This is a genomic window from Nocardiopsis sp. iso_25, from assembly GCF_056173305.1.
In genome coordinates, this window is the sequence record NZ_CM149667.1 from 5983493 (window position 1) to 6007732 (window position 24240).

Genomic DNA, 24240 nt, shown 5'->3' on the forward strand with positions numbered 1-24240 from the left:
GTGTTCGCTGAAGACGACGAAGCTCCGGACACCCCGTTCGAGCGGCGGCGAAAGTTCGTGGAGAGGCTCTACTCGCTGGGCCGCTCCCTGGACTCGCCGAACCGTTACGTGGTCGCGGATGCGCGTAAAGAACTCGCCCGCCTGCGGCGCAGCCTCACCGACGACAGGTACACCGTTCACGGCTACAACCTGCTGCTCCCCTTCGGACTGCCCGAACAACAGGAGGAGCACGCCCTGCTCGTGGCCGGGCTGTTCGCGCTGAACCCGCACACGGTGAGTGACCCGAAGGAGCGGCGACCGCTGTGCTCCGCGCTGGCGGACGCCGGTTCGCGGGACACGGCGGAGGCGAGGGTGCGCCAGCTGGTCGCCGCCGCCCAGACGGGCGGGCTCGGCTACCGGCTGCGCCAGGCCGTCCAGCTCATCGGCGGCGCACGCCCCCGGATCCCCCTCGACTACCACGCGCTTCTGAACGACCTCGTCTTTCTGGACGGGGACGAGAGCAGTGCTCGGAAGGTGCGAATCCGCTGGTCACGCGACTTCCAGCACCGAGTACACACCAATCCGACCTCCGCCAAGGCACCGAAGGCAGCCTCATGATCATCGAACTGCACCTCCTCCAGTCCTTTCCCACCAGCAACCTCAACCGTGACGACCTGGGGCAGCCCAAGTCGGTCACCTTCGGAGGCGTCCTGCGCAGCCGGGTCTCCAGCCAGTGCCTGAAGCGCTCGGCACGCGACCTGTTCCCCGAGGTCGGCCTCGCCGCGGGCGACACCGCAGTGCGCACCAAACGGCTGCTGCAGAAGGCCGCCGCGGAGACCGCCGGGGACTCCAGGGAGGTGAGCGAGCAGGACCAGGACGTGGTCCGCGAGGCCCTGCAGCAGATGGGCTTCGGCCTCGACAACAACGACCTCACCCAGTACCTCCTCTTCGTGAGCAGGTCGGCCGTGGGCAAGCTGGCGGCCTACTGCACGAAGCACCGCGAGCGCCTGCTGAAGGACGCGGAGAAGCGCCGGAAGGAGAAGGAGAAGCAGGAACAGGCCAAGGAGAAGGGCAAGGGCAAGGAGAAGGCCAGCGACAAGAAGAAGCCGACCGGCGAAACCCTGACGATGGCCAGGGAGATCCTGGACGCACGCAAGTCGGTGGACATCGCCCTCTTCGGGCGCATGATCGCCGACAACAAGGACTTCAACGTCGACGCCGCCTCCCAGGTCGCGCACGCGATCTCCACGCACGCGGTGGGGGTGGAGTACGACTTCTACACCGCGGTCGACGACCTCAAGCCCGACGCCGAGGCGGGCGCGGACATGATCGGCACCGTCGACTTCAACGCCGCCTGCTACTACCGCTACGCCAACCTCGACCTGGACCAGCTGCGGCTGAACCTCTTCGGCAAGGACCCCGAGGCGGACTTCGTCGACGAGGACCTCATGCAGCGGGCCGTCAGCGCCTGGCTCAACGCCTTCGTCCGCGCCGTTCCCAGCGGCAAGCAGAACTCCATGGCCGCGCTGACCCTGCCGGACACGCTCATGGTGGTCGTACGCGACAGCGGCACCTGGAACCTCGCCAACTCCTTCCTCTCCCCCGTGTCGGGCACGAGGGTGATGGAGGACTCCACGGCCAGGCTGTGGGAGCACTTCACCCAGCTGCGTGAGTTCTACGGGCAGGGCGAGATCAACACGGTGGCGGTGTCCTCCGTCTCGGGCGGCCTCGATGAGCTCAAGGTGCCCGACGACGAGCGAGCGAAGACCCTGGCGGAGCTGACCGGCAAGGTGATGGATGCCGTCCGTGGATAGTGCCGTACTCGCCCTGCGGATCGACGCCCCCATGCAGTCGTGGGGAGTGCGATCGCGCTTCACGTACCGGGACACGTCCCTGGAGCCGACCAAGTCCGGAGTGGTCGGGCTGCTCGGTGCCGCTCTGGGCGTGGAACGCACGGACACCGAGCGGATCGGTGAGCTGGCTCAGTTGCGGATGGCCGTCCGGGTCGAGCGCGAGGGGATCCTCGAACGCGACTACCAGGTCACCGGCAACGTGCCCACGACCAAGGGCACAGGTCACCGCAACGTGGTCAGCCACCGCTTCTACCTGGCGGACGCGCTGTTCCTGGTGTGCCTGGAAGGCGGCCGGGAAGTCGTGGAGGCGCTGCGGGAGGCCGTGCTCCACCCCCGGTGGCCGCTGTTCTTCGGCCGCAAGGCCCACGTCCCCTCCAGCCCGCTGGTCCTGCCCGAGGAGCGGGGCATGGGCACAGGGGTGTTCCACGGTCGGCCGTTGGAAGAGGTCATCAAGCGGCACCCCTGGCAGGAGGACCGCCCGGAGCTGAGAGCCGACGCCGAGGATTCCCCCTGGCTGCGGACGGTGGTCGAAGTGCCTGCCGGAGAGGACGGGGCCGAAGCCCGCTACGACGTTCCGGTGACCTTCGAAACGGGGCACCGGGAGTTCCGTCAGCGGTACGTGCGTGTGGACCACGTGGAGATTCCCGAGGAGACGAGGACAGGCGGCCGACGTGTACCTGAGTAAGCTCACGCCGAACACCGGCTCGCGCGCCTTCAGGCGTGACTTCGCCGATGTACACGAGATGCACCGGACCCTCTTGTCCGCTCTGCCGAACGAAGCCGAGGGGATTCCCGCACGACAGGCGCACGGAGTGCTGTGGCGGATGGACACCACCGCCCGCGGTTGGATGCTGCTCGTGCAGAGCAGTACCCGGCCGGACTGGAGCCAGCTGCCGCAGAGCTACCTGGCTGAGGAGGCCCGGACACGTTCCATGGAGGATGCGGTAAAGGCCATCTCCCCCGGCCAGGTGCTGGCTTTTCGTCTCACCGCCAACCCCACCCGCATCGTGCGCGATCCACAGGCTCCACGGGACGCGCGCGGCAAACGGGTGCCTCTGCACGACCCGAAGGAGCAGTTGGGGTGGCTGGCGCGCAAGGGCGAACAGCACGGTTTCGTGATCCCGGCCGGGGCCGACGGTGGAATGGCGGTGAGTGCCTCGCCGTGTCCGCCCTTGGTCGGTTACAAGGGCAAGGAGGACCGCAGAAACAAGATCACCGTCTCTGCGGTTCGGTTCGACGGCCAGTTGGTGGTCACCAATGCAGACGCCTTCAGGGAAGCTGTCCGTACCGGCATAGGGCGGGCCAAAGCCTACGGATGCGGGATGGTGAGCCTCGCCTCCCTCACCTCCGGCTGAACTCGGTCAGAAACCGGAGAAGCCTCGCGCACTCGTCCCGGACGTTGAGCGGCTCGCCTCCGCGTGCGGCGAGCTCAGTGGTTCAGATGCGCGACAGCTAGAGCCATGTTCGGTTTCGAACCCCCTACAAGGGCTTCCTGCTGTTCGGGAGGCACACCGGTCGGCGCCTCCCCTACCGGGAACTGACACTGGTGAACGATACATTGCAGGCATGTCCACAACGCTTGTACACGGTGACCTGCCCGTCGAGCTCGCTGAAGCCATCCGACGGGAAGGCAGGGTGGCAGTGGACACCGAGACCAGTGGTTTGGAGTGGGAGTCAGAGACACTCCACTTGTGTCAGTTCTTCACCCGGGCAACTGGCCCGGTCGTGCTGAGTCGACTGTCAGAGCGGCCCGACAAGCTTCTAGGCCTCCTGCAGGATCCATCCCTGCTGAAGGTCATGCACTTCGCGCCGTTCGACTTGCGTTTCCTCGAAGCGACATGGGGGGTGATGAGTCGCTCAGTGGCTTGTACCAAGGCGGCCTCCCGCATCCTCGAACCGGAACGCCCCAACCGTGAACACAGTCTGCAGCCACTGCTGCTCAGACGCCTGGGCGTTCATATCTCCAAGGGGGCAGTGCGAACCAGTGACTGGTCAGTTCCCACCCTCACGCAAGAGCAGTTGGCGTATGCCACCGCCGACGTAGAGCATCTCATCGACTTGTACGACTCTTTGGTCGATGAGCTTCGCAGTAGGGGTCTGGAAGAGCTCTACGACCAGGTGTGCCTCTACCTGCCCTTCGATGCACACCTGGCCGTTTCCGGCGTCCCAGATCCGCTCCGTTACTGAACAGCCGCCAGGGGCTCCCACTGCCCTTCACGGTCGAACCGGAAACCGGCAGGAGCTGGCACATCCATGTCGAGGACCAGCCTGATGTGCGTCGTTGCCCAAGGTGGAGCGACTCGCGCCACTGTCAGGCTGAGCCGTCCAGAGGCGGACAGCTCTCTTATGCTCTTGGACAAGCACCAGGGCACGTACCCCAGCGGCTCCCCCGCTGCGGTGATAAGAGCAGCGTTGGGGTCTTTGGAGTTGTTGTCCTCGGCCTCAACGATGACCTGCATGCCCTGGCGTAGGCGGCACAGTGCCTCTTCGTGTTCGGAGTGGGTGATGTGCACAGACCGTCCCTCTATGAGCCGATCCTCACCGGGGATGTGTCGGACGCCGTTGGCGAAGAATCGGGCCTTGGCCCGGCCTCGCTGGACCGTGGGGACCTGCATGAACTGCAGGGTGTCGCCCGCCCGCATACCCCTGGAATGAACGATCTGCTCCCATGGCGTCGCCTGGGACGGCTCAAGACCGATGCTTTCCAAGTAGGACGGGTAGTCCGGACGCTCGGGCTGCATCACACGCTGCTCGAACACTGCTGGTAGCCGATTGCTCTCATAGCTCGCGTACAGATCGCGCAAGCCCGGCAGCGGCCTGAAGTCCTCGATACTCTCGGCAGCGCGTGTGTAGGAGAAGGCATACCTGTCAGCAGCATGCGTCAGTCGCCCGATAGGAATGATGGAACGGGTGTCGGGGTGCTGCCAGAGCACGAGCAGATCGCTCACGGCAGGGCCGTCCACAGCGGCTGAACCCTGGTCAGGCATGGTCGCTGATCGCATCCTGGAGCCTCCTCAGGTTGAGCTTGAGCAACTCGGCTGCAAATGTAACTGACCCTGGTGACATTCCAGAGATGACCCCCTGCTCCAGAGGCTCGAGGATCTCACCCAGATCCAACTGGAGGATCTGCGCCTCCCACCACTTCCCAGTATCCAGCGATCCCATGCCCAAGGCCTCCATGGCGTGAGCCACGAGCGACTTGGCCGGCGGAACATGTTCGTAGCGGTGCGCGGTTCCCTTATTGGCCCATACCTCCAGTCTGCCTAGGTCGTCCAGGCAGCGATCGCGCTTGGGGCCTGAGTAGTTGTAGCCCAGGCTGCTTCCATGATCGTAGGAAGGCGCCAGCATCTCAGGCAAGGAACCGAGCTGGGGCTGCAGTACAGCCCAGTTCTCGTCGTGACGATCGCAGTTTGCGATCAAGGCGTCCAACAGCGCATAACCCACGAACACGTCGAAAGCTCGTCCTTCCTTGGGGCCTCCCTCGAACCCCTCAGGGGCGTCTACTCCTTGTAGGGCTGTGCGGATGTTCGCCAGGCTGTGGCCAGGGCGAACGACCGTCGGCCTGTCGGGGTCCCTAACCTTTTGCCCCGGGGTGAACCGGATGTAACCGGGGACCTGTACTGCCTCGAGTACGACCTGTCCCTCCCACAGGTCATACTTCGGCGGAAGGATCGAGCAGGAGAGTGATCCACGCCTTCCTTTGAAGGTGCATAGCGCCGTGTTTGCGCACGGCACCCCCAACAGTTGCGCGACACGGGTGGCGATGACTTCCGCCCAGTCTTCGCCCTGCTCGCGCCCATTGGCTGGAATGTGCGTTTGCTTATGAAGCCACCTCAGTCCCGTCTCCGGGTCCTCCAGCCATCTGCCGCCGCTCGACCCGGATGTCTCGACGCCACAGTCCTGCCAGTCAGAAACGTCGACCCGCTTCCACCACACGTCCATCACACTGCTTACGATCCCATATCTCTATCCGCCAGACTCGAGTCAGACAAAACAGACGAACAAGCCCTCAATAGAACATCAATGCAGATATGAGGACGCGCCGACCTGCACTCATAAGTCAAGCCCGTCTGCTGAGGGACGCTGATGACTTGCTTGAACAGCTCGATAGGCAAAGAAGTCGCGCCAGGAACCCCCTGGCCAATATTGGAACGCCCGAAATCCCAGGACGGGAGTATCTGCATTCTTCTCGAACATTGGTGCGCTGTAGGCGTAGATTGCGGTGCACGACCTCCTGCCCGAAGGTGCAACCCCGGACATGGCTCGGATCGCCGGTAGTTGCAAGGGCGACGACTACCCCCAAAGTGTTCGCTACCGGCAGGGCTCGATGGTCGTCCGAGGCAACCCGGTAGCGGGTGGGGTCAACCCCCGCGGGCCGTCATGTAGGTCCTCAACCCTTCTGAGGAGATCGACCATGCAGGTGGAAGGTGATACCTGGCGCGAGCTCTTCGATGCCTTCAGCGACTGCGCCTCCTATGTGGAGACTTCGCCGGTCTGAGGGGTGAGATGCCCTGGGGCTTCTGGACAGGATCCTGTTCGCCGAGTGACGCCGCCAAGGGTTGTAGAACCCCTCGATGCGGGAGAACATCTCCCGCTCCGCGTCCGCTCGGGTAGCGAAACGGGTGCGGTTGGTCAGCTCGGTCTCTGATGACGCGAAGAATGGTGTTGCTTCGGTTCGGGTCACAGGCGCGCAAGGCGCTGGCCCGACCGACCCTGGCGATGCTGCCGAAGGTGTCGGACAACCTGTCGTTCCTGTACGCGGACATCTGCCGGATCGTGCAGACCGACACCGGGGTATGCGCCGAGGTCGCCGCCGGAGCGGGCACCGTGCACCGGGTACAGACCCCAACGGCCTCCCTGGCCTGCCTACTGCTCGGTCCGGGCACCTCCATCACCTCGCCCGCGCTGGCAACGTTCATGCGGCACGGCACGACGGTGGTCTGCTGCGGGTCGGGCGGCATCCTGCACTACGGAAGCCTGGTCCCCGAGAGCCGCACCACCGCGTGGCTGGACCGGCAGGCGCGAGCCTACGCCGACGACACGGCACGGTTGGCCGTGGCCCGGCGCATGTACGAAATGCGGTTCAGGGAGGAGGTGGAGGAGGGCATCGGCATCGAGCGCCTGCGGGCCCTGGAGGGGCAGCGCATGAAGGCGCTGTACCGGAGTCTGGCGACCAAGCACCGGGTGAAGCCGTTCAAGCGCAACTACGACCCGGCCGACCGGGACGGGCAGAACCCGGTGAACAAGGCCCTGTCAGCGGGGAACGCGGCCCTGTACGGGGTGGTGCACTCGGTCATCGCCCACCTGGGCTGCTCCCCCGCCCTGGGCTTCGTGCACTCCGGAAAGCAGCAGTCGTTCGTCTACGACATCGCCGACCTCTACAAGGCGCAGACCACGATCCCGCTGGCGTTCTCCCTGCACCAGGCGGAGAACCCCGAGGGGCGAGCACGGACGCTGTTGCGGACCAAACTGCAGCTCTACAGGATGATCCCGCGTATGGTGCGGGACATCCAGGCCCTGCTCGACCCGGACATCGAGGACGAGGACGAAGACGAGGGCGCGGAGGCGACGCCGCTGCGGTGGCGAGTGGTCGACCTGTGGGACCCCACCACCGGCGCGGTATCGGGCGGGGTCAACTACGCGGTGGAGGGTCGCTGATGGGGTCGATGGTGGTGATCGCCACGACCGCGGTCCCGGACCGGGTGCGCGGCGCCCTGTCCCGGTGGATGACCGAACCTGACGCGGGCCTGTACGTCGGCACGATGAACGCTCGGGTGCGCCAGGAGCTGTGGTCCGCCGTGAGCGCGTCGGTGGGGGACGGCGCCGCGGTGTGCTTGCACACCGCCGACAACGAGCAGGGGTATGTCGTACTCACGGCGGGCGAGCGGCGACGGCAGGTGCTGGACTTCGACGGCCTCCAGCTGATCCGGCTGACGGCGCAGGTCGAGGAGGAGGACCCGGAGTGGCTGCCCGGGGCTCCCGAGCGCCAGGTCGGGGACGAGACGCCCGCATCTGAGGAGGATCCCTTCCAGGGAATGTGAAGGAGATGGCCCTGCCTGCCGGGCGGGGCCGTCCCGTCTGTCCGGATGTCTGGTCGGTGACGACACCCCTGACAGGGGATGCCTCACCGGAGGTAAAGCCGACGACGACATCTGGGTTCGGAATGTGCGTGGGTCTCACCGTCGAATGCCGCCACCAGAACGCGGACACGGCGGTCCATCCCCGCGTGCGCGGGGCTCACGGCGCCACCAACCCCAACGAGGTGGACGAGGCCGGTCCATCCCCGCGTGCGCGGGGCTCACGGGGATGAGGGTGACGGCGAACTCGAAATCCTCGGTCCATCCCCGCGTGCGCGGGGCTCACGTGGCCGTGCGCGGCCAGGTCTCGAACCAGGTCGGTCCATCCCCGCGTGCGCGGGGCTCACGTCGGCGCGCTCAATGCGGATCATGCCTGCTCCGGTCCATCCCCGCGTGCGCGGGGCTCACCTCTGCCTCGCGGAGTTCCTAGGCCCCGTGCGCGGTCCATCCCCGCGTGCGCGGGGCTCACCGGTCAACTCGGCCAGACGGCTCTGGGACACCGGTCCATCCCCGCGTGCGCGGGGCTCACGCCGAGGTGTCCATCCTCAATCTCCCGCCCGACGGTCCATCCCCGCGTGCGCGGGGCTCACACCTCGTAGCTGTGCCCGTGCTGATGGGAGCACGGTCCATCCCCGCGTGCGCGGGGCTCACGGTCACTCTGCGCCGGACGTAGACCAGAGCGCCGGCCCATCCCCGCGTGCGCGGGGCTCACGCTTAACGACCTGGGAAGACGCGGGCCGTTATCTCCCCGCAATCTTCTCTGGGGCATGCCGACCACTCTCGTGGCCCGCATGCGTCCATCCTCACACAACAGGAGCCAAGGATCCGCTCCAGCGTCCGATCAAGCTCCTCAGCCGGGACGGACGGCGGACATGAAGCGAGCCGAGTAGTACGGCCCGTCCACCGGTTCCACCCGGATGGTCGTGCCCGTACGAGGAGCGTTGACCATCTGGCCGTCGCCGACGTACATGGTCACGTGCGAGGGCGCGGGCCCGCTCCCGGTGTCGTAGAAGAGCAGGTCCCCCGGGACGAGAGCGTCCAGCGAAACCCGGGCCCCGATGTTGACCTGGTCGGTGGTCACCCGCGGGATCGACACCCCCGCGGCTCTCCAGGCCATCATGGTCAGCCCCGAGCAGTCGAAGCCGTCGGGCCCCACACCTCCCCACACATACGGCTTGCCGACCTGCCCGAGCGCCCACTCCGCGGCCGCCCTCCCCCGCTCGCTCCCCTCCCCCGGAACCGTGTGCCCGCTGTCGGAGGCGGCGGCTGCCGCGGCGATCTCCTCGTACTCGGCGATGTGCTCCAGGACGCTCTCGACGTAGTCGTCCCAGGCGTTGTAGCGGAACAGCGCCGCGCGGAGCTGCTCCGGGTCGGTGAAGTCGACCGTGTCCTCGGCGTGGCTGGTGCACAGCTCCACGGCGGTGGCCAGGGCGGCGTCGTAGACGTTGTGCGGGTCCGCCCGGCCATCACCGTTGCCGTCGAAGCCGAACTCCGCCCACCAGGCGGGCAGGAGCTGGGTGACTCCGACCGCCGCGTCGAACTCGGTGTCGCCGTCCCAGCGGCCGCCGTCGGTGTCGGGGTGCGGGGTCCAGTTGTCACCGGCCCCGCTCCCGTCCAGGCGGGGGCCGATGACGGGCGGGTCGGTGTCGCCGTTCTCGTCGATGTCGTGCCCGGCCGCGTGGTGGGACTCCTCGTGGCCGATCCCCGCCAGGATCGGCCAGCTCATGCCCGTGCAACCCGGGTGCAGGTGGGCGAGGCGCTCGGCGGCCCTGCGATAGGCGTCCAGGAGGACGGCGGGGACCCCCGGCACCCGGAGCGTCCGGGCGTCGGCCTCGCGTTCGCGTTCCTCTCCCCCGATGGCCACGGCCCCGATCAGGGGCACCAGCAGGAGCAGGCCGACGGCCGCTCCGAGGGCCGCTTTGAGCATCGCGCCACCGCCGCCGGTTCAGGCGAGTGCGACGAGCGGGCGGACCGCGCAGGTCGCTTCGCCCGCTCGGCGCCAGACGGGGCGGGTGGGGCCGAAGCGGTCGAGCTGTTCCAGGGTGGTGACGTGGACCGGCACCTCCTCCCCGCCCGCACCGAGGGCGTGGCACAGCGAGGTGAGGCGCCCGGACGAGGTGACCACGAACAGGACCGGGGAGCGCAGGCCGGTCTCCTCGGCCAGGTCGCGATAACGGCTGACCTTCGCCGCGACGCGCAGGAGCGGCTCGCTGCCGGTGTCGAACTCCACGAAGGCGTCCAGGGTGGTGCCGTCCTGGCGCCAGCGCAGGTAGCCGTCGGGGCGCACGTGGTGCCCCCAGGTCTCGCGGCACCTGGCCTCGGACCACCAGCGCTGGAGGGCCGCCCCCCGGGTGAGGCGTGCGCCGACCGCGAAGCACACGTAGGTCTGGGCCAGGCCGGTCACGTGGCCGAGCTGGCGGGAGATCACCAGGTTGCGGTGGAACTCGGGTCGGTAGCCGATGCCGTCCACGGTGGTGTGCCAGCGGTCGGCGAGCACGCGGGCGCCCTCCCTGCCGAGGGTCCAGTGGTAGGGGACGCGGGCGTGGGTGTGAGGCGGCAGGAAGCGGTCGGTGAACCCGTCCGCGGCCAGCTTGAGCAGGCGGCGCTGCACGGCGCGGGGGCTGGTGCCGCGGAAGAACAGCGCGCCGACGTGCGGGGTGGTCAGGACGCGGTGGGCGTGCAGGGCCTGGAGGATGTGGACGTCGCGGTCGGTCAGGTCGGTGGTGCCCATCAGCGTGTTTCCCCTCGCTGTCGCGGATCGGTTCCCTCGGTGCGGGTCGGAGTGGGGCTGAAGCGGCGGGCGGCCCGGCGGACCTGGCGGGCGCGGCCCCGGACCGGGTCGGGCAGCGCGAGCGTGCGCATGGTGGCGGCGGGCAGTTCGGCGGCGCCGTGGAGGGTGCGCACCACGGCCTGGTAGGGGCCCAGGTGGGACAGGTCGTAGGCGTTCAGGTGCGGGAGCGTGTGGCGTTCGAGCTTGGCGGCGTCGTCCGGGGAGGCGTTGAAGAACACCTTCGTGCGGCAGTTCGCCGCGACGGCGGCGCGGGTCTGGGCGGGCAGCTGTCCCAGTTCCTGGTGGGCGATGACCAGCCCGGCGCGGTAGCCGCGGGCCTCGGCGAGCATGTCTGCCAGCGAGCCCGGCAGGCGCAGGAAGTTCGCGGCCTCGTCGAGGTAGACGGTGGTGTCCGGGCGTTCGCGTTCGGGGACGTCGGCGCGGGCGGTGACGGCGTTCCAGGCGGCGGCCAGGGCGATGGTGCCGACGAGGGAGGCGGTGTCCTCGCCCAGGCGTCCCTTGGGCAGGCGCATGAGGAGCAGGCCGCCGTGGTCGAGCAGGGTGGGCAGGTCCAGGGTGGAGGCGCCCGAGGCCAGGACGGCCGCCGCCCAGGGGCGCAGCAGGATCGTGCGCAGCTTGTTCAGGACCGGGTCGGTGGCGGCGGCGCGCATCTGCGGGCTCTGGCGTTCGTACCAGCGCCAGAACTCGCCGAGCGCTCCCGTGGCCCGGGCGGAGAGCAGCAGCCGGGCGCGCCAGGCGTCGTCGCCCAGCAGGCGCGGGATGTGTCCGAGGGTCAGGCCGGGGTCCTGGGCGCGGGCGAGGGTGAGCGTGCCGGCGCGCAGGATGTCCTCGGTGCGCGGCCCCCAGGAGTCGGCGTAGACCCGGCGGAAGATGCCGGTGACGGTGTCGGCGGCGTGCTCGGGGGTGCCGAGCTGGAGGATGTTGAGCCGGGGCGGCGGCGCGGGGTCGGCCGGGTCGAACACGACCGTGCGCCCGACCGCGCGCTTGGGCAGGCGGTCCAGGACGTCCAGGATCAGGTCGCCGCGCGGTTCGATGACCAGGGCGCTGCGTCCGGCCTCGGCGTCCTGGCAGATCATGCTGGCCAGCAGAGTGGACTTTCCCGATCCGGTCTTGCCCATGACGTGGGTGTGCTGGCGGGCCTCCTCGATCCCGTGGGCGACGGGTCGGCGCGGTCCGGCGTCGGCCTCGCCGAGAACGCGGACGCGGCCCGCGCGGGGCAGGTCGGGGCCGGGCGCGACGCGGCGGGCGCTGGCGCGGGTGAGGCCGGGGACGGCGGCGTCGGTGGGCAGGTGGGCGATCGCGGCGAGTTCGTCGGTGGTGAGCAGGTAGCCGCGGGCGAGGTGGCGGCGGCCCGTCCACAGAACAGGGAAGGGCATCCATCGGCGGCTGAGCGCGTTGAGCCCGGAGGTGTAGGCGGCCAGGGTGGCGGCGATGGCGCGGGTGCGGGCGCGCAGGCGTCGGCGGGCCTGCTCTCCGGCGTGCTCGGTGGTGGTCAGGCAGCTGATCTAGCAGGCCAGGCGGGGCGCGGCGGACTTGTTGAGGATGGCGCGGACGTCGTCGGTGACGCCCGGGTAGGCGGGTGTGCGCACGGCCGCCCCCGACAGGGGCGAGGCGTGCATACCGCGCAGGCGGGCGGCGGCGGAGCGGGCGCGGGCGGCCCTGGTGGCGGTGGCGGGGCGGGCGCACACGCGCAGGACCGTGTGCTGGCCGGGCGCGAGGTCGGCGAGTTCCCCGAAGAGGCCGCGCAACGGGTCGTCGGCGAACTTGGCGCGCAGCGGGTAGTGGTCGCCGCGCGCCATGGCGATCCAGTGGCCGAAGACGTGTTCTCCGCGCGGAACGGAGGCGGTGGCGGGCCGCAGGCTGGTGGTGGCGCCGGGCCAGGCGGCGGCCACGGCCCGCTCCAGCGCGCGGGCGTTGACGGTGCCCGGAATCCAGAGCTGGACGCGCACCCCCGCCGCGGAGGCGACGTACTCCCAGGCCAGGTGCGGCGGCAGGAACCGGTGGGTCCAGCGCGGGCGCAGCAGGCCCAGGGTGTGGGACCAGAACGCGCGGGCGTGGTCGACGGTGGCCTCCGGCGGCGCGTGCACCTCCAGGACCTTCGCGCCGCGCGACAGGTAGGCGGTGCGGGCCAGGCGCCAGGCCAGCACCCAGGCCACCCACGCGCACAGGGCGGGCACGGCCGTCGCTGTGGCGGCGGCCAAGAACGCGGGGTCGACGGTGATCATTCGCGGTCCTCCCTCTCCAAGCGGGCGAGTTCGGCGGGGTCGGTGGTGATCAGCCGGTGTTCCTCGGGTGAGGCCAGGGCGCGGAACACCGCCCGGTGATGCCCGGAGGTGAGCAGCGCGCTGCCGCGTTCGGCGGTGGCGACGATCTGCCGTTCGCCGTGCGAGAGGTGGAAGGACTCGCACACGGCGTCGAGGTTCTGCGGGGCCTGGTGGAGCAGGATCTGGGTGGCGGTGTTGGCGGCCACCGCGCGTCCGAGGTCGGTGGCGAGCAGGTCGGCCACGTCCTGGGTGACGAGGGTGAGCCCGGCCCAGTGGCGGCGGGCGTTCTTGGCGAGGTTGAACAGGTATTTGGCGCCGACGGGGTCGCGCAACAGCGACCAGCTCTCGTCGATGGTGATCAGCCTTGGCTGGCGGTGGGCGGAGTCGCGGACCTGGGACCACAGGGCGTCCAGGACCAGCAGGAGGCCGGTGGTGCGCAGTTCGTCGGGCAGGTGGCGCAGCGAGACGACCGTGAGGTGGCCGGTGAGCGCGGCGGTGCTGGGGCCGTCGAACAGCCCCCGGTGGGAGCCGTCGGTGAAGGGCGCCAGCTTGTCGGCCAGTAGGTGCGCGACCCGGACGCGGTCGCTCCCGTGGTCGGCTCCGTCTCCGGTGCCGTCTCCGGTGCCGCGCAGGACGGCGACGAGGTCGGCCAGGATCGGCGGCGTGCGGTTCCAGGTGGCGGGGTCGCGCGTGATGCCGCGCTCGGCGTAGGCGGCCAGTACCGCCCGGTCCAGGGCGGCGCTCTCGGCGGCGTCCAGGGCTCCGACCATGACCGAGACCAGGGTGTGCAGGAACAGGACCCTGGTGGTGAAGGCCTCCTCACCGGTTCCGGCCAGGTCGAAGGGGTTGAGGCGCCCGTCCGGCCGCCCCAGCCGCACATGCCGGCCGCCCACCGCGTCGGCCATGGCGGCGTACTCGCCGGTGGGGTCGATGACGCTGGCCCGTACCCCCGCGTACAGGGCGCGCAGCAGTTCGAGCTTGGCGAGATAGGACTTGCCGCTGCCGCTGCGGGCCAGGATGACCGCGTTGCCGTTGTCCAGATCGCCGTTGAACCGGTCCCAGGCGACCAGCCCGCCGGAGTGGACGTTCTCCCCGTAGACGACCGCGGTCTCCCCCAGCTCGGCGGCCAGGTCGGGCGAGGACAACGGCATGAGCGCGGCGACCGCGTCGGTGTCCATGGTCCGCGCCGCGCCCACCGGGTCGGTGCCCAGCGGCAGGGTGGCGATCCAACCGGCCAGGGGCCGGTAGGTGGCCGGGGCCAGGTCGACCAGGATCGAACCGGCCAGCGCGGACAGGCGGCCCACCTCGGCGTCCAGCTCCTCCGGGGTGGCGGCGTGCACCGTCAGGTAGACCGCGAGCCGGAACAGCCGTGCCTCCCCGCCCGCCACGCGTTCGGCCAGCAGGGCGGCGTCCTGCGCCGCGGCCGCCCGCTGGGGATCCTCCAGCCCTCCCCGGGCGGCGTCGGTCCGCCAAGCCGACTCCAGGCGGGCGCGGCGCCGACGCAACCGGTGCGCGGCGACCTGTCCGGGGACCGGGACGACGTGGACGGCGATGTCGACGTGGCCGGGGTAGGTGAGCAGCGGGTCGGCCCACCCGGCGTGGACGTCGTGCGGGTAGCCGGTGACGATCATGGTCTGGGCCAGGCGCCCGTCCAGGTCCAGGCGGCGCGGGTACAGGCGAACGGCGGGTCCGCCCGGGGTCCGTCGATCGTGCACGGTCATCGCTCCTCCTGCGTGGTGGTCAGCGGGCGGGTTCCCGAGTCCGGGTTCAGGGAGGAGCGCAGCACGCGCTCGGCGGCGGGGCCGTCGCACAGACGGGCGCGCACGCCGAGGGCGGCGAGCTGGGACACCGCGTCCTCCGCCCGCCACAGCAGTGCCTCGCCCACCTCGCGGACGGGGCCGTCGGCGGTCAGGACCAGCAGCACCCGGTGGTGGACGAGCTGGTGGCGGCGCTGGAGGTCGTCGAGGAAGGCCCCGTGCGCCAGGGCCGCGCGCCTGAGCCTGGGATGCGGGAGCGTCCGGGCCCGGTCGCGGGTGCCGCGTACGTGCGCGTCCAGGTCCGTCCGGCGGCGCTGGACGACGAACTGGGCGGGCTCGGTCAGGGAGTCCAGGAAGGCGGCGAAGCCGGACAGGATCTGGTCCTGTTCCTGCCCGGAGGCCAGGTGGAAGGGCACGGTGGAGCAGGTCAGGACCACCGCGCACCGCTGCCCCAGGTCGACGGTGCCGTCGTCGTGCACCGCCGCGGCGGGCAGGTTCAGCGGGACCAGGCGCGGTCCCCGGGCGGTCCTGGGCGCCCACCGGGGCAGGCGGACCCGCGGCATCGCGGGCGCGCGGTGCTTGGCGTGCAGCAGCCAGAGCACGGACAGCGCGGCGAGTCGGTCCAGGCCGACCCCATCACGGCGGCCGAGCGCGAGCACCCAGGACAGGGCGAGCACCGCCCCGCTGACACCGACCGAGGCCCACAGCGGTAGGAAGCCCGCCAGCGGCGAGAACAGCGCCCAGGTGGTGAGCGCGGCGGGCGTGAGCAGGAGCAGTTGGCGAGCGGTGAGGTTCCACAGGACGGGTTCGGGCCGGTCGATGTCGGCCGGGATGCGGGCGTGCCAGACGGAGTCCTCGTGGTCCACGGTCGGTTTCCCCTTCTGCTGTGGTGGTCAGGTGCGCCACGGGTTCCAGCGCCATCGCCAGCGCGGCCCGTCGCGGTGGGCCCCGGCTCCGCGACCGCGCGGCGGCCACCGCCGGGGTTCGGGGCGTGCACGTGTGCGCTCACGCGGGGCGCTGGTGCCTGCCCGGGGCGGTGCCGGACGCGGGTGGTGGCGCGGTGTGTCCGCGTGCGGCGCGGTCCGCGGCGGGGTTCGCGGCGGGGTGTGGCCGACGGGGCGGGTGTGGTCGGTCCACGGCGGGTTCGTCCCGGGGCCGGGCGCGGGTGCGCGGTGCGGATGGTGCGGTGGGTTCGGGCCGCGCGGACCGGTCCCTGGCGGCGTGCGGTTCCGCGACCGGCCCTGGTCGGCCCCCTCGGTCCACGGCGCCTTCGCTCCCGCTCGCGGCATCGGACTTCCGTCCGGGCGGTGGCCCGACGGTCGTGGTCCCGGGGTCCGGGGCCCGGGCCCTGCGGGCGGTGTGCGTCCCGGACCGACCTGCTCCCCCGCGCCCGAAGGCGCGGACCGCGAGACGGCGGGGCCGTGCCGGGCGGGCGGAGTCGAGGCGTTCGGGGTGCCGAACCTCCAGGTCCGCACGCGGCGCGGCATCGCGGCGGACTGGTGGACGGCCCCGGCCCGGCGGACGGTCCCGGCGTTGTGGGCCGTCCGCAGCAGCGAACCCAGACGCCCCCGCACCGCCCCGGTCGCCGCCGTGCCCGCGGCCGCGGTACCGCCGGTCGCGAACGCCGCGGTGGTGAGCACGGCCGCCCAGGTCAGGGACTTGGCCGCGGACACCACCGGCGACCTGCCCCGGTGCCCCGACAGCACGGCCTTGTAGGTCCAGAACGGGATGCGGATCTGGACGTAGACCAGGACCAGGAGCAGGAACAGGTCGAAGAGGTTCGCATCCCCGCTCAGGATCTGCGCGGCCCCGAACAGCACCTGGGTGTCCCCCTCGAAGAACACCCGCATCAGCGCCACGAAGGCCAGCGCCTGCGCGATCGGAACCACGCACACGGCCGTCATCGCCCGCCACCACAGTTCGGCGATCCGGTTGGTCTGCGGCAGCGCGTGGAACATCAGCATCAGCGGCGCGCCCACCGTCAGCAGGATCACGATGACGATCCGGACGATCTCGACCAGGGACCACACCACCAGCAGCACCACGAGCACCAGCAGGAGCAGCACGACGAACGCCGTCGCCTCCAGAAGGAAGGGCCCCACCCGCTCGGTCAGGGCCCGCGCCGCCCTCTCCGCGCTGACCCCGTCGGCGGCGAACGCCCGGGCGAACTCCGTCGACCAGTCCGACATCAGCCGCACCACGACCAGCGACAGGTTCGAGGCGACGAACCCCACCACCAGACGGGGCAGGACCTCCCGCGCCCCGTACTGGGCCTGGAGGCTGTGGTGGGCCATGACGACCAGCCCCGCCGCCAGGATCAGCAGCGCGTAGGCCGTGTTGACCGCCGCCGACACCCCTTCCCACACACCGGTCACCCCGGGCGTGGGTTCGGGGGTGTGGAACGCCTTGTCCGCCATCCACCCGAAGAGCGGGTTGACCACGTCCGAGACCAGGCCGTGGAACCACGAGGTGATGTGGCAGGAGACCTCCAGGACCCCGCAGCCGAAGACCTCGGCGGGCTCCTGCTCGCCCTCGTCCGGTTCGGCCGGGGACATCAGACGCCCTGCTCGTACTTGACGACGTAGTCCAGGGCCAGCAGCAGCACCTCGCCCACCAGGGCGACGAGGTAGCCGATGCAGGCCCCGTAGATGCCGCGCTTGGCCTTGTCGATCTCCCCGGGCTCGCCGCCCGCCACCATCCAGCGCACCCCGGAGACCGCGATGAAGAGCGTGGCCAGGGAGACGGCGAGCAGCTGCACCAGCCGGGTGATCCTCCTGACCACCTCCACCGCGTGCACCGCGTACAGGTAGGGGTCCTCGCCCTGGGCGGCGTGCAGCCCGGGCAGGACCAGTTCCGTCGGCGAGGCGGACAGCAGGAGCGGACCCGCCCCGGCCAGAACACACCACGACATGCTCATCCCGCACCTTCCGAGAGCGCTCCCCGCGCATGCGTGCGGGGAAGGAAACGAGTCGATGGGACACGTGGCGGCCCGCCCGTGACACCGGCGGAGCCGCCGCAACGCTCAGACCACGACGGGTCAGGCCCACGAGTCGGGCCACGGGTCGGGCCACGGGTCAGGCCGCGGCTCAGGCCGCGGCTCAGGCCGCGGCTCAGGCCACGAGCAGCAGGTCGTTCCGGTCGGTGAGCTGGCGGGAGCGGATCGCCTCGGCCAAGCGCTCCTCGGCGCGGGCGCGGCGCTTGGCCAGGCGCCAGTACGGCACTCCCCGCTCCCGGGCGACCGTGGCCAGGGAGACGCCCTCCAGGCGGGTGCGGCCGATGATCTCGGCCTCGTCCGGGGTGATCACGTCATGGCGGGCGGCCCGGCAGAGGACCATGTCCGGCGTTCCGGTGGGGACGATGGCGATAACGGGCGGCTCGGCCATGAGGAGCGGCTGGCGCAGCGCGGCGGTCCGGGCTCGGAGTCCCGCCCGCTGGGCGCGGCAGCGCAGCGCCCAGTGCAGGCGGTGCCAGGCGGTGTCGGCCTCGCGGACGGCGTGGACGAAGCCCGCGAGGAGCTCCTCCTCCACCTCCTCGACGGTGCGCGGGTCCAGGCCCCGGCACAGGCCGCGGGCACAGGTGCGCAGCGCGGGCATGGCGAAGTCGATCGCGGCGACCATCCACTCCTCGCGGTCCTGTGCGCGCACGACCAGGCTCCGCCAGACGTCGTCACGCGAGCGGCGGTCTGTGGTGCGGTCCAGGAGTGCGGCGCGCAGCTCGACCGGGGTGGTGGGAGGGGCGTCGGTGGCGGGGACGAGCTGCGCCGCGAGGTCGGCGACATCGAGGTCGAGGAGCTGGAACTCCCTCTCGGCGCGGTTGAGCGGTTCGGTCGTCATGGATCTGTTCCCTTCGCGGGCCGTGTCAGTGATGACGCGGACCACGAAAGGGAGCCCGGCTGACGGTGGGCGCACGGAGGGCTCACGGTCGGCGGGCGGAACGCGGGCAGGGTGCTGGCAGGGAGCTGACACGAGGCGCCCGGGCGCGGGAGGTGGGGCGGGCGGACTCTTCTCGACCGCTGTCCGCTGACAGCACCGGAAACAGGCTCTGGCCAGGGATGACAGCGTTGGCGGGAGTGCTGACAGCGGGAGCGGTAGGCGCTGTCAGCATCCGCCTTGGCCGAACCTTGACCGATTTTCTGAGAGCGGCGAACGGGCGGTGCGCTGACACGAATGGCCCACACCCTGGCTGGTTTCGTGCAGTCCGCTCTCCTCGGCCCCGGACCGGCTCGCCTCCGCGCGCGGAACTCAGGACAACGTCGCTTTGCTCGGGATCCACCGCTCCTCCCGGCCGGAAGGCGATGCCCGACTCCCGGACCGCAGCGGTGCGGAACCGGCAGTTCTGCTCTCGCGTCCTATTCCTTCACGAGAACTGAAGAAGGACGGTGCCTTCCCTATGCCCCACACGCACAGCGACCTCGTACTCAAGACCGATAAGGGCAAGTCCTGGGGCTTGATCTGCCTTGTGGTGGTGTCCGCCGTGACAGGAACCGTTTCTATGGCGGTGCAATCCGCAGCCGGACTGGCGTGGGGCATGGGCATCCTGTTCGCCATAATGCTTCTGGTCATGGTCGTTCAGCTGTTCATGGCCAGAACCACCGTGACGGCGCACGAGCTCGTCTGTCGGGGGCTCTTCTGGCACCGGCGGGTACCACGCGCGCACATCGTGCGCGTGGTCAGAGTGACCATCAAAGAACCCAGAATGAGAGCGATCGACAGCCTGTACATGCTCGACCGGTACGGCAGGACACTGATCCGGTGGGGCGATGCCACCACCACGACCGAGGACGTGGACCGCCTCGTGGATGCGCTCGGTCTGCCCTGCGAGCGCCTGGTAGAACCCCGCACCTACGCTCAGCTGGCCCAGACCCACGCCCACATGATGTCGTGGATCGAGCGCAACCAGAAGTTGATGGTGTTCATCATCATCGTTGCCCTGATCCTGCTCGGTGTGGTCTTCTTCCTGTTCATGAACGTGCTGGACATGCTGGGTTTCATTTAGGGCCGTAGGAACCAGGACTTGTCGGCCTCGGACGCGAAGCCCTCGGGGATATCGAGGATTCGGCGACCCCGCTCGGTGCGTGTGTTTCCAGAAGTGGTTTCGGGGGCTGTTCTCAGCAAGGGGTTGTTTTTCCGGAAGTCACCCCCGAAGTCAGCTTCTGGCAATGCCTGTTTCCAGAAGTGAGACATCCAGCCACAGGGCGGGCGGGTCCTGAGCGCGGGTCCTCGCCCCCGAACCCCCACCGGTCAGCCGCTGAAAAGCCGGTCCAGGCGGGCGTCGAGGACCGCCATGGCCCGGTCCCTGGTGATGTGCCCGAGGAGGACCTGCACCCTCAGTCCGTCAGCCAGCGCGAAGACCTCGGTGGCCGCCCACTGCGGGTCGGTCCCCTCGGCGACCGTCCCCTCGTCGATCCCCTGGCCCACCGCCTGCTCCAAAAGCTCCTGGAGGTCCGTGTAGCCACGGAGCAGGAACGCTGCCAGGGACGGCTCGACCACGGCCCGCGCCGTGAAGGCGACGTTGACGCGCTGCGCCTGCACGGGGCGGGGGCCCTCTTCGAGCAGGCCGCCCAGAACCGTGCGGACGATGGCTCGCGGAGAGGGCGGCTCCGGCGCTTGTTCCAGGCGTTCGAGCGTCTTGGCGACCTCGCGTTTGGCCACGTGTTCCAGCGCGAACAGCAGCATCTCGTCCTTGGTCCGGAAGTAGTGCTGCACCCGGCCCATCGAGATCCCGGCCTCGGCCGCCACGTCGCGCAGGCTGACGGCCTCCAGTCCCCGCGCTGAGACCAGCGAACAGACCGCGTCCGCGATCTGGGCGCGTCGCTGCTGGTGGTCCACCTGTTTGGGCATCGCTTCCCCCGTCTTCCCTCTGAAGCATCGCATTGCACCACACTCCTCATACCATGGTTACAATGCACTTGCATTGCAAAGAGAGGAGTTGGGCATGTCGAAAACACTCCGCCTCATGTTCGTGGAGGCTCGGATCTACGGACTCACCCTGGTCACCGGGATCCTGCTCATGATCCAGGGGTACGGGGCAGCATTCACCGAACTTGCCTGGGGCGCCACCTGGGGACCCCTGGCGTGGATCAGTGAACGTGTCGCACTTCCGGACGACTCACCGTTCCTGCTCGGCGCACTGGGATTCGTCTTCGTGCTCGTCGTGTGCTTCGCCGTCCAGCACGACTGACCAGCACCCCTGACGGCCCCCGGCCACCCGAAGCATCGCAGTGCCGAACCTCGCGCCAAATTTGCAATGCAAGTGCATTGCAATGCGAACGCATTGCTACTACTTTGGATGCGGCGCGTCACCGAAAGATCTCGGTGCGCACACACCCGCCTCCTCTGAACTGGAGACCCCCTTGCGTATGAAGACCCTCCTCTCCCCCGTCCTGGTCGCCCTTATGGCGGTCGGCCTGTTCGCGAGCGCCGCTCCCGCCTCCGCCTACACCGCACCCTCCGCGGCCCCGGCCAGCGAGGTGTCGGCCCAGACCCACCGCGTCACCGCCTGGAACTACGGCCAGACCCCGGTGCGCTCCGAGCCCCGCAACACCAGCACCCAGATCAGCCACGTCGTGGCCCCCCACTCCTACAACGCCGTGTGCTGGGGCCACTACCAGAAGATCACCTACCTCGGCTACACCAACGATGTGTGGATCAAGCTGCGCCTGAACTCCGGCGGCACCGGCTGGGTCACCGCGATCGCCTTCAACGGCGACTACAAGGCCAACCTGCCCGTGGGTGCGCGGTGCTGAGGCGCGTAGCGAGGCGTCCTGCCTCCCAGATGAGGAGCTTCCTGGTCGCGGCCCTGGTCGCCTTCGTGGCAGCCGGCCCGCTCACGATGCCCGGCCCGGCCTCAGCGGAGGTGGCGCACACGGCGACGTACACCGTGGTCCCGCCGGTGGGCGGGAAGGCCCCCGTGCGCGGCCAGCCCCGTACCCGCCCCGACCCTCCCCAGAGCAACTACCTCGTCTGGCCGAATACCGCTCAGGCCGTGTGCTGGGGGCACTACCAGCAGATCACCTACGGCGGTTACACCAGCGACGTGTGGGTCCGGATCCATCTGGCCAACGGTTTGGTCGGCTGGATCCCGGCCGTCGCCCTCCAGGGCGACTACAAGGCCGACCTGCCTGCGGATGCGCGGTGCTGATCCCCTGACCGTTGCCCAGGACGTCTCCGTGCGGCTCGCCGCGCGGAGACGTCCGTGCTTCAGGACGAGGGCCACCAGCCCGCAAGTCCACCTCCGCGTGCGGGGAGCTCAGCCCCAGGGGGTGACACTCACTCGACGGTCCATTTCGGGGCCCTGCTGCAAGCAACGGTCCGCTCTAAGGAGGCCGAAGCGCAGAGGCAGCAGGCCCGTGTTGGGGAGGATGCTGGGTGAGCACTGCCATGTCGTCAGGGCACGCTCGGCTGCTGCTGGTTTCCTCTCGGCTCTTGGAGCTCGATAAGAAAAACTTATAAAGTGTGCCCCCTTGTCTTAACACCGACCTGGTCACAAAAAAGCCCCCATGCGGTGCTCCGTTGCACGGGGGCTGCCGTGGTCTCGCTGTGACTTCCGGCGGGGGTCTACCGCCAAATCCTGTACTTTTCCTCGCCCCCGGACTCGGTCGCCCGCACCGCCCCAGTCAGCGCGGGGGCAGACCTGTGTCCGCGGGACGAAGGGCCTCCTGGAGGAGTCCCGCACCTGGGCCCGCCAACCAGTGGTCGAAGCGCAGCAGGAAGGGGAACTCCGTGCGCAGCGCGTCGAGGTCCGCGTGTCCCGCGAGTCTGCCGCCGTCGGCGAGCACAGCCAACCTTCCGAGCACCTCGTTCTGTGCCAGGAGCGTGTCCGGCAGGCGGCTGTAGGTGATCGGTCGACCTGCGGCCCGGGTCAGATGCCCAGCCAGGGCGTTGCCTGTAAGAGCGTCACCGGCGATATCCATGCTGCGGTCGGCGTACCGGTCGGGTGAGGCGAAGACCGCGGCGGCGATCCGGCCGATATCGCGTACCGCGATGAACTGGTGGACCCGGTCGGGGTGCGTCAGGAAGGACAGGTGTCCCCGGTCCAGGCCCGTGTCGGGGGTCAGGAGGAGTTCCATGAAGGTGGACGGTCGAATGATGGTGCTGGCGATGTCCAGGTTCCGGACGTGGGCTTCGATACGGCTTTTGGTGTCGAGGTGGGCGACGCCCGTGGGTGTCGGTCCCGCGGCGACCGTCGAGCTGTAGACGAGGTGGGCGACGCCGCTCTGCTCGGCGGTGTCGGCGACCGCGGTGCCGAAGCGGATCTCGTCCTCGTCGGTCACGTCGGCGCCGGCCTGGCCCGAGTTCGGCTGGACGCTGAAAACGCCGTGGGCGTCGGCGAAGGCCGCGCGGAGCGACTCCGGATCGCCGAGGTCACCGCGGACGGTCTCGACTCCGGCGGCGGAGAGAGATCGGGCCCGCGGGCCGGAAGGATCGCGTACGACCGCGCGAACCGCCCAGCCGTCGGCCCGCAGCGCCGCGGCGACCGATCCTCCCTGCTGCCCCGTGGCGCCCAGGACGACGACGGTTCCGCGGGTGTCGGACATGCCGACCGCGCTGCGCTCTCGGTGATCTGCCGCTGTGGGCGCTGTTGTGCGCCGTGTGGACGATCCAGTGGCGGTCGGACACGGAGGAGTGCTGTTCACAGGCGTGCTCCAGGAATCACGAGGATGGATCGGACAGAGGGCTCCGACCGGTGTCCGCGCTACGCTAGAACCTGACGTCAACGTCAGGTGCAAACCGGACGTGGAATCGGTGCGGGAGGCCGGATGCGGATCGGAGAGGTCGCCGCGCAGGCGGGTGTCAGCGTCAGGGCGCTGCGCTACTACGAGCAGCAGGACCTGCTGCACTCCACCCGCGATGCGGGTGGTCGGCGCCAGTACGCGGCCGGTGCCGTCGAGCGGGTCGGGCTGATCCAGCAGCTCTACGCCGAGGGTCTGCCCAGCAGGGTCATCCGCGAGGTGCTGCCCTTCGCCGACTCCGGTGGGGCCTCCCCGGGACTGCTGAAGCTGCTCGCCGCCGAACGCGACCGCCTCGACCGGCAGATGGGGGAGTTGTGGGAGGCGCGCAACCGGCTGGACGAGTGCATCACCGCGGCGCGCAGGCCCTGATTCGCAGCCCCGCGGCCTGCCACCCGGCCCCCCAACCCCTCCGCGCGCAGGCCGGTGTGGCACAGCAGCTCCACTGCCGCATCCAGGCCGGTGGCATCCACACTCCGGTCACCGTGCATGCTCCGCTCGCCCCGCCAGCCTCACCAGCGCCGGGGTGGGTGAAGGTGGCCCTGCCCGCCAACCAAGCCGATGGGCACGAGTTGGGCGCCCACGACGCTCTACCCGGCAGTGCTGCTCTCTCACCCTGTTCTTCCCGGGAACCGGTGAAGGACGGTGCATTCCAAAGACCGGCCCGGCCGCGCACGAGGACGGCCGGAGATCACCGGGCGAGGAGACAGCACACGTGCGCCGTCAGCAGGAACAGCGGCGGTGAAGCGCCCAACCGGACATGGCTGGGAAGAGCCGTCGAATCCAGCGCT

At 69.9% G+C, this 24240-nt stretch carries 25 protein-coding genes and 1 CRISPR repeat array; of the genes, 12 read left to right on the forward strand and 13 right to left on the reverse strand.

What is annotated here, in order from left to right; genetic code table 11:
• The 5 genes from casB (at position 1) to AC0VX6_RS25795 (ending at position 4019) form a co-directional block, all read left to right on the forward strand.
• Positions 1 to 597 carry a type I-E CRISPR-associated protein Cse2/CasB gene (gene casB, locus AC0VX6_RS25775; RefSeq protein ID WP_475466506.1) on the forward strand — a complete coding sequence of 199 codons (597 nt, stop codon included), beginning with the start codon at positions 1 to 3 and terminating at the stop codon, positions 595 to 597.
• Positions 594 to 1793, forward strand: a complete 1200-nt coding sequence (cas7e, locus tag AC0VX6_RS25780; protein ID WP_475466508.1) for a type I-E CRISPR-associated protein Cas7/Cse4/CasC — start codon at positions 594 to 596, stop codon at positions 1791 to 1793. The genes casB and cas7e overlap by 4 nt, the downstream gene beginning before the upstream one ends.
• The gene (gene cas5e, locus AC0VX6_RS25785; protein ID WP_475483706.1) at positions 1786 to 2517 is read left to right on the forward strand and encodes a type I-E CRISPR-associated protein Cas5/CasD; all 732 of its coding nucleotides are present in this window, start codon (positions 1786 to 1788) and stop codon (positions 2515 to 2517) included. Before cas7e ends, cas5e begins: the two co-directional genes overlap by 8 nt.
• A complete protein-coding gene (cas6e, locus tag AC0VX6_RS25790) occupies positions 2504 to 3187 on the forward strand; it encodes a type I-E CRISPR-associated protein Cas6/Cse3/CasE (RefSeq protein WP_475466511.1) in 684 nt (227 codons plus the stop codon). Before cas5e ends, cas6e begins: the two co-directional genes overlap by 14 nt.
• 211 nt (positions 3188 to 3398) lie before the next feature.
• Positions 3399 to 4019 carry a 3'-5' exonuclease family protein gene (locus AC0VX6_RS25795; protein WP_475466513.1) on the forward strand — a complete coding sequence of 207 codons (621 nt, stop codon included), beginning with the start codon at positions 3399 to 3401 and terminating at the stop codon, positions 4017 to 4019.
• On the opposite strand, the gene AC0VX6_RS25800 is transcribed toward AC0VX6_RS25795, so the two are convergent.
• Together AC0VX6_RS25800 and AC0VX6_RS25805 are read right to left on the reverse strand one after the other, a co-directional pair.
• On the reverse strand, positions 4013 to 4780 hold the full coding sequence (locus tag AC0VX6_RS25800) for a hypothetical protein (protein ID WP_475466515.1): 768 nt from the start codon (positions 4778 to 4780) through the stop codon (positions 4013 to 4015). The genes AC0VX6_RS25795 and AC0VX6_RS25800 overlap by 7 nt on opposite strands.
• A gap of 31 nt (positions 4781 to 4811) precedes the next feature.
• A complete protein-coding gene (locus AC0VX6_RS25805; protein ID WP_475466517.1) occupies positions 4812 to 5777 on the reverse strand; it encodes a HipA domain-containing protein in 966 nt (321 codons plus the stop codon).
• Between the two features lie 714 nt (positions 5778 to 6491).
• On the opposite strand from AC0VX6_RS25805, the gene cas1e reads away from it, so the two are divergent.
• On the forward strand, positions 6492 to 7490 hold the full coding sequence (cas1e, locus tag AC0VX6_RS25810) for a type I-E CRISPR-associated endonuclease Cas1e (RefSeq protein ID WP_475466519.1): 999 nt from the start codon (positions 6492 to 6494) through the stop codon (positions 7488 to 7490).
• A complete protein-coding gene (gene cas2e / locus AC0VX6_RS25815) occupies positions 7490 to 7873 on the forward strand; it encodes a type I-E CRISPR-associated endoribonuclease Cas2e (RefSeq protein ID WP_475466521.1) in 384 nt (127 codons plus the stop codon). The genes cas1e and cas2e overlap by 1 nt, the downstream gene beginning before the upstream one ends.
• Positions 7874 to 8044: 171 nt before the next feature.
• Positions 8045 to 8621: a CRISPR direct-repeat array (repeat unit 29 nt; unit sequence CGGTCCATCCCCGCGTGCGCGGGGCTCAC).
• Positions 8622 to 8759: 138 nt separating this feature from the next.
• On the opposite strand, the gene AC0VX6_RS25820 is transcribed toward cas2e, so the two are convergent.
• From AC0VX6_RS25820 to AC0VX6_RS25860, 9 genes are all read right to left on the reverse strand, one after another.
• The gene (locus AC0VX6_RS25820; protein WP_475466523.1) at positions 8760 to 9836 is read right to left on the reverse strand and encodes a C40 family peptidase; all 1077 of its coding nucleotides are present in this window, start codon (positions 9834 to 9836) and stop codon (positions 8760 to 8762) included.
• Positions 9837 to 9854: 18 nt separating this feature from the next.
• The gene (locus tag AC0VX6_RS25825; RefSeq protein ID WP_475466525.1) at positions 9855 to 10640 is read right to left on the reverse strand and encodes a replication-relaxation family protein; all 786 of its coding nucleotides are present in this window, start codon (positions 10638 to 10640) and stop codon (positions 9855 to 9857) included.
• Positions 10640 to 12076 carry a type IV secretory system conjugative DNA transfer family protein gene (locus tag AC0VX6_RS25830; protein WP_475466527.1) on the reverse strand — a complete coding sequence of 479 codons (1437 nt, stop codon included), beginning with the start codon at positions 12074 to 12076 and terminating at the stop codon, positions 10640 to 10642. The genes AC0VX6_RS25825 and AC0VX6_RS25830 overlap by 1 nt, the downstream gene beginning before the upstream one ends.
• 129 nt (positions 12077 to 12205) lie before the next feature.
• Positions 12206 to 12925 carry a hypothetical protein gene (locus tag AC0VX6_RS25835; protein WP_475466529.1) on the reverse strand — a complete coding sequence of 240 codons (720 nt, stop codon included), beginning with the start codon at positions 12923 to 12925 and terminating at the stop codon, positions 12206 to 12208.
• Positions 12922 to 14685: a VirB4 family type IV secretion system protein gene (locus AC0VX6_RS25840; protein ID WP_475466531.1), complete on the reverse strand. Its 1764-nt coding sequence runs from the start codon at positions 14683 to 14685 to the stop codon at positions 12922 to 12924. The genes AC0VX6_RS25835 and AC0VX6_RS25840 overlap by 4 nt, the downstream gene beginning before the upstream one ends.
• The gene (locus AC0VX6_RS25845; RefSeq protein WP_475466533.1) at positions 14682 to 15587 is read right to left on the reverse strand and encodes a PrgI family protein; all 906 of its coding nucleotides are present in this window, start codon (positions 15585 to 15587) and stop codon (positions 14682 to 14684) included. The genes AC0VX6_RS25840 and AC0VX6_RS25845 overlap by 4 nt, the downstream gene beginning before the upstream one ends.
• 27 nt (positions 15588 to 15614) lie before the next feature.
• On the reverse strand, positions 15615 to 17276 hold the full coding sequence (locus AC0VX6_RS25850) for a TrbL/VirB6 family protein (RefSeq protein ID WP_475466535.1): 1662 nt from the start codon (positions 17274 to 17276) through the stop codon (positions 15615 to 15617).
• A complete protein-coding gene (locus tag AC0VX6_RS25855) occupies positions 17276 to 17632 on the reverse strand; it encodes a pilin (RefSeq protein WP_231391391.1) in 357 nt (118 codons plus the stop codon). The genes AC0VX6_RS25850 and AC0VX6_RS25855 overlap by 1 nt, the downstream gene beginning before the upstream one ends.
• A gap of 199 nt (positions 17633 to 17831) precedes the next feature.
• Entirely contained in the window at positions 17832 to 18554 is a 723-nt protein-coding gene (locus tag AC0VX6_RS25860) for a hypothetical protein (protein WP_475466537.1), read from the reverse strand.
• A 556-nt stretch (positions 18555 to 19110) separates the two neighbouring features.
• Here AC0VX6_RS25860 and AC0VX6_RS25865 point away from each other — a divergent pair.
• On the forward strand, positions 19111 to 19716 hold the full coding sequence (locus tag AC0VX6_RS25865) for a hypothetical protein (protein WP_274975068.1): 606 nt from the start codon (positions 19111 to 19113) through the stop codon (positions 19714 to 19716).
• Between the two features lie 245 nt (positions 19717 to 19961).
• Here AC0VX6_RS25865 and AC0VX6_RS25870 read toward each other — a convergent pair whose 3' ends face one another.
• Complete coding sequence (locus tag AC0VX6_RS25870) at positions 19962 to 20561, reverse strand: TetR/AcrR family transcriptional regulator (protein WP_274975069.1); 600 nt, start codon at positions 20559 to 20561, stop codon at positions 19962 to 19964.
• A gap of 94 nt (positions 20562 to 20655) precedes the next feature.
• Here AC0VX6_RS25870 and AC0VX6_RS25875 point away from each other — a divergent pair, with 94 nt between their 5' ends.
• From AC0VX6_RS25875 to AC0VX6_RS25885, 3 genes are all read left to right on the forward strand, one after another.
• Positions 20656 to 20901, forward strand: a complete 246-nt coding sequence (locus AC0VX6_RS25875; protein ID WP_212642495.1) for a hypothetical protein — start codon at positions 20656 to 20658, stop codon at positions 20899 to 20901.
• A 172-nt stretch (positions 20902 to 21073) separates the two neighbouring features.
• On the forward strand, positions 21074 to 21466 hold the full coding sequence (locus tag AC0VX6_RS25880; RefSeq protein ID WP_475466539.1) for an SH3 domain-containing protein: 393 nt from the start codon (positions 21074 to 21076) through the stop codon (positions 21464 to 21466).
• Between the two features lie 29 nt (positions 21467 to 21495).
• Positions 21496 to 21861, forward strand: a complete 366-nt coding sequence (locus AC0VX6_RS25885; RefSeq protein WP_274975070.1) for a hypothetical protein — start codon at positions 21496 to 21498, stop codon at positions 21859 to 21861.
• A gap of 475 nt (positions 21862 to 22336) precedes the next feature.
• Here the strand turns inward: AC0VX6_RS25885 and AC0VX6_RS25890 are convergent, their stop codons facing one another.
• Entirely contained in the window at positions 22337 to 23257 is a 921-nt protein-coding gene (locus AC0VX6_RS25890; protein WP_475466541.1) for an NmrA/HSCARG family protein, read from the reverse strand.
• Positions 23258 to 23479: 222 nt separating this feature from the next.
• Between AC0VX6_RS25890 and AC0VX6_RS25895 the strand changes: the two genes are divergently transcribed.
• On the forward strand, positions 23480 to 23821 hold the full coding sequence (locus AC0VX6_RS25895; RefSeq protein ID WP_174546164.1) for a MerR family transcriptional regulator: 342 nt from the start codon (positions 23480 to 23482) through the stop codon (positions 23819 to 23821).
• Positions 23822 to 24240: the final 419 nt, after the last annotated feature.